General features: G+C 71.4%; 5 protein-coding genes. 3 read left to right on the top strand and 2 right to left on the bottom strand.

Annotated elements, in window-relative coordinates:
* Window positions 1–653: 653 nt before the first annotated feature.
* Window positions 654–1,880, bottom strand: a complete 1,227-nt coding sequence (locus WG209_RS16660; protein ID WP_337176202.1) for a zinc-dependent alcohol dehydrogenase — start codon at window positions 1,878–1,880, stop codon at window positions 654–656.
* Between the two features lie 40 nt (window positions 1,881–1,920).
* Window positions 1,921–3,834, bottom strand: coding sequence for a glucose 1-dehydrogenase (locus WG209_RS16655; protein ID WP_337176201.1), 1,914 nt, complete (start codon window positions 3,832–3,834; stop codon window positions 1,921–1,923).
* Window positions 3,835–4,274: 440 nt separating this feature from the next.
* Between WG209_RS16655 and WG209_RS16650 the strand changes: the two genes are divergently transcribed.
* The 3 genes from WG209_RS16650 to WG209_RS16640 are packed head-to-tail and all read left to right on the top strand — an operon-like array spanning window position 4,275 to window position 7,650.
* Window positions 4,275–5,357 carry a glycosyltransferase family 9 protein gene (locus WG209_RS16650; protein WP_337176200.1) on the top strand — a complete coding sequence of 361 codons (1,083 nt, stop codon included), beginning with the start codon at window positions 4,275–4,277 and terminating at the stop codon, window positions 5,355–5,357.
* A complete protein-coding gene (locus tag WG209_RS16645; protein WP_337176199.1) occupies window positions 5,354–6,352 on the top strand; it encodes a glycosyltransferase family 4 protein in 999 nt (332 codons plus the stop codon). Before WG209_RS16650 ends, WG209_RS16645 begins: the two co-directional genes overlap by 4 nt.
* The gene (locus tag WG209_RS16640; protein WP_337176198.1) at window positions 6,349–7,650 is read left to right on the top strand and encodes a glycosyltransferase family 1 protein; all 1,302 of its coding nucleotides are present in this window, start codon (window positions 6,349–6,351) and stop codon (window positions 7,648–7,650) included. Before WG209_RS16645 ends, WG209_RS16640 begins: the two co-directional genes overlap by 4 nt.
* Window positions 7,651–7,662 lie beyond the last annotated feature (12 nt).

The following is a 7,662-nucleotide window of genomic DNA, read 5'->3' as shown; positions in this document are numbered from 1 at the left end:
CGGGCGTTCGCCAAGGCCAAGCAGTTCCGCCGCTTCGCCACCAGGTATGAGAAGCTCAGGGACGTCTACCTCGGCGTCGCCCGGATCGTCTTCGGCTTCATCCACGTCCGGAAGCTCGCCCAATCCGTCAACACGGCCTAGGCTCTCCGAGGACGGGGGCGGGTTCGACCATCGAATCGTTTGGCTGTACCAAGCCAGACGGATCGCGCCTGTGCGTGCTGCGCGGGACGAGACGGTCGGGCCGTGGAAAAATCGGAATCATAAAATCCGATCGCCTCGGGGGCGGAGTGTGGGGAGATGGAGGGAGCTCGGTCCCTCGGCTCCTTGGCAATCCGATCCGTAGCAGCATGGAAGCCAGGGACGGCGTCCCTGCGCCCCGAGCTATAACGTCCGGCAGGATGTGAAACGTCGGAATCTCCGTTTAATCCCCCCCCCCCTCCTCGCCGAGTGGGAGGAGGGGGCGTTTCAGATCGCGACGCCGGCCGATCGGGCCGGCGATGCCCAAAAGGACCGGTCGGTTTCATACTCGAAAACGACGAACGAACCCAAGTTTGAGTCGTGTTGAAGGCGTTTTCTGTAAGGGGTTGCGTCTTGAGTTTAGGAGGCGAGGCTCTCGCGAACGAAGCCGTTTATCGATGGGCTCGATCCTCGGGCTACGCCGACTTCGCCGGATCCAGGGCGACCTTGATCCAGCCGGCCTTGCGCTTGTCGAACATCTTGTAGGCGGAGATGACGTCGGTCATGGGCTCGACCTCGGTCAGCACCTTGAGGGGGTCGACCTTCCCCTCGCGGACGACGTCGATGAGCCGGGGGATGTACTTGCGATGCGGGCAGTTGCCCATCCGCACCGTGAGGTTCTTCATCATGGCGTCGCCGATGGGGAACCGCGTCATGCTCTCGGGATAGACGCCGATGATGGAGAGGGTGCCGGCCTTGGCGAGCGCCTGCACGGCCCAGGTCAGCGCCAGCGAGGGGGCGTCGCCGGGGGTCCACTGGCCGGTCCAGGTCGCCCCGGAGCCCTGGAGCTGGATCTCCTTCTGTTCCTCCTTGAATTGCGACTTCATGGCCTTCGCCTCGGCGTACGCGGGGCCCCGCTCGGGCGCGTAGGCGTCCACCCCCACGGCGTCGATCGCCCGGAAGACGCCGATGCCGTCGGTGGCGTCGCGCATCTTCAGGACGGGGTGCTCGGCGTTGAAGTCGATCGTCTCGGCGCCCAGCTCGCGGGCCTTCTCCAGCCGGTCGGGCAGCGTGTCCACCGCGAAGACCCGCCCCGCGCCCAGCAGCCGGGCGCTGAGGATCGCGAACAGGCCTACCGGCCCGCAGCCCAGGACGCAGACCGAGTCCCCCGGCTTGATCTCCGCCAGGTCGGCCCCGAAGTAGCCGGTCGGGAAGATGTCGGACAGCAGGATGGCCTGGTCGTCGGTCATCTCGGACGGCAGCCTCACAAGCGTCGCGTCGGCCAGCGGGACGCGGGCGTACTCGGCCTGGAGGCCGTTGATCGGCCCGGTGGTCTTCGGGCCGCCGAAGAACGCCGTGCCGGCCTGCTTGCCGTTGGGGTTGGCGTTGTCGCACTGCGACTGATAGCCGCTCTCGCAATAGGAGCACTTCCCGCAGCAGATCGTCGAGGGGACGATCACCCGCTCGCCGACCTTGAAGTCGCGGACCCACGCCCCGACCTCCTCGATCACCCCGACCCCCTCGTGGCCGAGGACCGTCCCGGGGACCATCCCCGGCATGGTCCCGCGCACCATGTGGAGGTCGGTCCCGCAGATGGCGCTGGCGGTCAGCCGGACGATCGCGTCGGTCGGCTTCTCGATCTTCGGCTGGGGGACGTCCTCAAGGCGGATGTCCCCCAGGCCGTGGAAAACGACGGCTTTCATGCTCATGTCCTCGGTCGTTAAAGGCCGGCGTCCGTCGACGTCAGATCAGCGGCTTGCCCCCGGTGACGGCGATCGTGGCCGCGGTGACGTAGCTGGCCTGGTCGGAGGCGAGGAAGACGAACGCCGGCGCCACCTCCACCGGCTGCCCGGCGCGGCCGAGGGCGACGTTCTTGCCGAAGTTCTCGACCTTCTCCGGCGGCATGGTGGCCGGGATCAACGGCGTCCAGATCGGCCCCGGGGCGACGCAGTTGACGCGGATGCCGCGCTTGCCCAGCATCTGGGCGAGCCCGTTCGTGAAGTTCTGGATCCCCGCCTTGGTCATCGCGTAGGGGAGCAGCTCCGGGCTCGGCGAGTCGGCCTGGATGGACGTGGTGTTGATGATCGATCCCCCCTCCGGCATGTGGGGGACGGCCGCCTTGGACAGCCAGAACATGGCGTAAAGGTTCGTCTTCAGCGTGCGGTCGAATTCCTCGGCGCTGATGTCCTCGATCGAGTCGCGAGTCATCTGGAAGGCCGCGTTGTTGATCAGGACGTCGACCTTGCCGAACTCCTTCACCGCCCGATCGATGATCGCCCGGCAGTGCGACTCATCGCGGATGTCCCCCGAGACGGCGACGCACTTGCGGCCGGCGGCCTCGACGACGCGGACGATCTCCCTCGCGTCCTCCTCCTCCCGCTCCATGTAGGAGATGAGGACGTCGGCCCCCTCGCGGGCGTACGCCAGCGCCACGGCCCGGCCGATGCCGCTGTCCCCGCCGGTGATGACGGCCGATTTCCCCTTCAGCTTGCCCGACCCCTCGTAGCTCTTCTCGCCGTAATCGGGCGCCGGCGTCATCTCGGATTCCAGCCCGGGCACCTCCTGTTGCTGGGGCGGGTGGGGCGGCTTCGGGCCTTTCTCGCGCGGATCCTGGGACATATCGGGCTCCTCGACGGCCGCGTGGCGGCCGGGTCTCCTGGTGGGCTTCATGGGGATGAGGTCGGGGCGGAGGCCTGGCGGCCGAGGCCCGCCCGGATGAGGCGTCGTGGAGGCAACAGGTGTGCCGGCCGCGCGTGGGCGGCCCTCCTCCAGCAGGCGAATCCCGCGCTCCACGGACGCCGGCGCCGGGCGACGCTCGCGGAGCGCCCGGCGGAGCCCTCGGAGCGCGGCGGCCAGGCCGCGCCGGCCCTCCCGGCTGGTCGTCGCCGCCAGCGTCGCCCGCAGCGCGGCCGGGACGGGGCGTCGAGTCCAGGCGAACCAGAGGTCATTCCGGATGACGTTGACGCGACGATCGGCGTGGTCGCGGATCGGCGAGGGGTGGTGGTGGACGGTCAACTCCGGGACGTAGCAGATCCAGCCCCCTCGCGACGCGACGTCCACGGCCAGTAGCCTCTCCTCCCCGCCGACGCCGAGCCGTTCTCCGAAGCCGCCGGCCTCCAGGAACGCCGAGCGCCGGACGACCGCCGCGCAGGCCAGGAAGCCCAGCAGCGAGGGGCCTGGCATCGAGTTCTCGCGGGGCAGGGGGCTCCGCGCCAGCTCGTCGCAGATCGGATCCTCCCGACACTCCTCGCCGACGAGGACGCGCGCCGCGACGATCGCCAGCCGCGGGTGGGCGTCGAGGAGGTCGGCGGAGCGGCGGAGGCTCCCGGGCTCCCACCAGCTGTCGTCGTCGCAGAACGCGACGTAAGGCGCGTCGACCCGCCGGACGCCGATCGTCCTCGCCCCCGCCCCCAGATTCCGATCGAGCGGGACGACCTCGACCGACGGGAACCGCGCGGCGACGGCGTCGACCGTGCCGTCCGTCGAGCCGTTGTCGACGAGGACGATCGCGGGGCGCTCGGGCAGGCCGCTCATCGCGCCGAGGCTCCTCAGCGCCTCGTCGCGCCGGTCCCGGGTGATCATCACGACGGCCACCCGCCGATCGGGCTCGCCGTCGGGCCGCGCGGACCTGATCCATCCTTCGACCGGCGTCGTCATGTCGCGCCTCCACATTCCGGGCCGTCCCGCCCGTGAGCCCCTTCAAGCCCCATGCCGGCGCCCTCGACGCTCGCGAGATCGGCCGGGAGAGACGCCAGGCGCGGGACCCGCCATCGCAGCGATCCGGGACGGACTCGCGGGCATCGCGCCACGCGCCGGGAAGGGCGCTTCCCACGTCCAAGCGGCCCGCTTCCCCGGCCAGGTCCGCCCGCGGGCGAGGGGAACTGCGCCGACCATGCGGGTTTTACTCTAATGCCAATGAGGATGTTTCCTATATAAAAAGATGATTTATTCATTGTGTCTCCCATCCGGCCGGTGTCGGCATGCCGGTTGCGAATTGCGAACGTCCGATATCGGCTGTCTTGTGAAGAATAATTGACTGTTGATGTGGGGCCGGCGTCGCGTCTTCGGGCGCCGGGTTCGACGAGGCGAGGGCGCCGATGTTCCAGGCCGCGCGGATGTCCGGGGAGAGGACGGAGGGGGACGACGCCGAATTCGCGCCGCCCGGCCCGGGGCGGGGCCTGGCGAGCCGGATCGCGGCGGCGAGGAAGGTGGCCGTGTTCCGGGCGCTGAAGCTGGGGGACATGCTGTGCGCGGTCCCGGCCCTGCGGGCGCTTCGCGCCGGGCTCCCGGACTCGGAGATCGTCCTGGTGGGGCTCCCCTGGGCGCGCGAGTTCGCGGCGCGGTTCACGGCCCATATCGACGGCTTCCGCGAGTTCCCCGGCCATCCGGGGCTCCCGGAGCGGACGCCGGCGCCGGGCGAGATCGAGCGATTCTTCGGGCGCATGGAGGGCGAGGGGTTCGACCTGGCGCTCCAGATGCACGGCTCGGGCGTGGTGTCCAACGGCGTGACGGCGGGCTTCGGGGCGGGGCTCGTCGCCGGGTTCCTCGCCCCCGGCCACCCGCCTCCGGGGCCGGGCCTGTTCGTGGATTATCCGTCGCGCGGCCTGGAGTCGCGGCGGCTGCTGGCGCTCGTCGAGGCGATGGGGATCCCGTCGCGGGGGGATCATCTGGAGTTCCCGATCTCCGAGGAGGAGCGAGGACGCGCCGCGACGCTGCTCGCCGATCGCGGCCTCGCCGGCCGCCCGTTCGCCTGCGTCCACCCGGGGGCGAGCGTCCCCGAGCGGCGCTGGCCCTCCGACCGATTCGCGGCCGTGGCCGACGCGCTGGCCGAGCGAGGGCTGGCCGTCGTCCTGACGGGCTCGGCCGACGAGGCGTGGCTGACTCGGGAGGTCATGGGCCGGATGAAGTCCCCCGCGGTCGACCTTGCCGGGGCGACGCCGATCGGGGAGCTGGGCGCCGTGATCGCGGCGTCGCGGATCCTCGTCTGCAACGACACCGGGGTCTCGCACGTCGCCGACGGCCTGCGCGCGCCCAGCGTCGTCATCTCCACCGGCGACAACCCGGCGCGCTGGGCTCCCGTCGATCGGGGACTCCATCGGGTGCTATGCCGGGAGTCGGGCGTGGCGGTCGAGGACGTCGTCGCCGAGGCCGCGCGACTGTTGGCGAGGGATGATATATGAGCCGGCCATTGCGCGTCTTGACCTGGCATGTCCACGGCAACTATCTGCTCTACCTCTCGCGGGCGAGGGTGGAATTCCTGCTCCCCGTCGCGCCGGGGCGGCCCGGCCACGGCGGCCGGGGTGACGTCTTCCCGTTCCCCGACCGGGTCCGCGACATCCCGGCGGAGTCGGTCCGCGACGCCGAGTTCGACTGCGTCCTCTTCCAGAGCCGGCGCAACTATCTGGAGGACCAGCACGAGATCCTCACGGACGCGCAGCGGGCCCTGCCGCGGATCTACCTGGAGCACGACCCGCCGCGGGAGCACCCCACCGACACCCGACACCCCGCGGCCGACGACGACCTGATGATCGTCCACGTCACGCCGTTCAACGCGCTGATGTGGGACTCGGGCCCGGCGGAGTCGCGCACGATCGAGCACGGCGTGTTCCTCGCGGAAGACGCCCGCGCGACGTGCGAGCTAAGCCGCGGGATCGTGGTCGTCAACAACCTCGCCAGGCGGGGCCGCCGGCTCGGGCGGGACGTCTATGAGAAGCTCCGGGGCGAGGTCCCGCTGGATCTGGTCGGGATGGATTCCCCGGCGATGGGGGGGCTGGGGGAGATCGATCCCCGCGAGCTGGCCCGCTTCGAGGCGCGCTACCGGTTCTTCTTCAACCCGATCCGCTACACCAGCCTCGGCCTCGCGGTCATCGAGGCCATGATGGTCGGGCTGCCGATCGTGGCCCTGGCGACGACCGAGATGGCGACGGCCGTCGACGACGGCGTGACGGGCTTCCTGTCCAACGACCCGGACGCCCTGATCGCGCCGACGCGGGCCCTGCTGGGCGATCGGGGGCTCGCCCTGGAGATGGGCGGGCGCGCCCGCGAGGCCGCGCGGGACCGATTCTCGATCGAGAGGTTCGCGAGCGAGTGGGAGGCGACCTTCGCGACGGTCGCCGGCCGTCCTGTCGAGGGGACGCGCGTCGCGCCGAGGTCCGAACTGGGGAGCCCACGATGAAGCGTCGATTGCTCTGGATCAGCGAGCACGCCTCGCCGCTGGCGACCCTGGGCGGCGCCGACTCCGGGGGCCAGAACGTCTACGTGGCGCAGGTCGCCCGGCACCTCGCCGCGGCGGGCCACCGGGTCGACGTGATGACCCGTCGCGACCGCCCGGACCTGCCGGCCGTCGTGCCGATCGCCGACCGACTCCGCGTCGTCCACGTCCCGGCCGGGCCGCCGGAGCGGGTGCGCAAGGAGGACCTCCTCCCGTACATGGACGACTTCGCCGACTTCGCCGTCGGGTACGCGCTGGCGAGGCGGAGGCCCTATGAGCTGGTCCATGCGAACTTCTTCATGTCGGGACTGGTCGCGTCGGAGGTCAGGCGTCGCGTCGGCGCGCCGTTCGTGGTGACGTTCCACGCCCTGGGGCGGGTGCGCCGGCTGCATCAGGGGGGGGCCGACGCCTTCCCCGAGGAGCGGCTGGCGATCGAGGGGCGCGTGGCGAGCGAGGCCGACAGGGTCCTCGCCGAATGCCCCCAGGACGAGGAGGACCTGATCGCGCACTACGGCGCCGACCCCGCGAGGCTGACGACCGTGCCGTGCGGGTTCGACCCCGGCGAGTTCAGCCCGACCCACCGTCGCGAGGCGCGGGCCCGGCTGGGCCTGCCGCTCGACGCGCCGATCGTCCTCCAGCTCGGCCGCATGGTGCCGCGCAAGGGGGTCGACAACGTCATCCGCGCACTGGCCCTCGTCCGCCGGGCCCACGGCGTCCCGGCGCGGCTGGTGGTGGTGGGGGGCGAGTCGCGCGATCCCGACCCGGCCTTCACCCCCGAGATCGGCCGCCTCCAGGCGATCGCCCGCGCCGAGGGCGTGGCGGCCTCGGTCCGGTTCGTCGGCGGCCGGGGCCGCGACGAGCTGCGCGACTACTTCGGCGCGGCCGACGTGTTCGCCACGACCCCGTGGTACGAGCCCTTCGGCATCACGCCGCTGGAGGCGATGGCCTGCGGCGTGCCGGTCGTCGGCTCGGCCGTCGGCGGCATCAAGTCCACCGTCCTCGACGGCGAGACCGGCTTCCTCGTCCCGCCGGACGACCCGCCGGCGCTGGCCGACCGCCTCGCCCGGGTGCTGACCCAGCCTTCCCTGCGAGACGCGATGGGCCGCCGGGCGCTGCGGCACGTCAACGCCCGGTACACCTGGAAGCGGGTCGCGCGGTCGATCGCCGAGGTCTACGAGGAAGTCCTGTCCGGTTCGCGCGCGGGCCGCGCCCCGGCGCTCGCGCCGGCGTCGGCTCGCGTGCCGGTCCGCCCTGGCCTCTGACGCGGGCCGACG

Source organism: Paludisphaera sp. (genome assembly GCF_037189885.1).
In the GTDB taxonomy this organism is placed as follows: Bacteria; Planctomycetota; Planctomycetia; order Isosphaerales; family Isosphaeraceae; genus Paludisphaera.
This window is presented reverse-complemented; position numbering and strand designations above follow the sequence as displayed.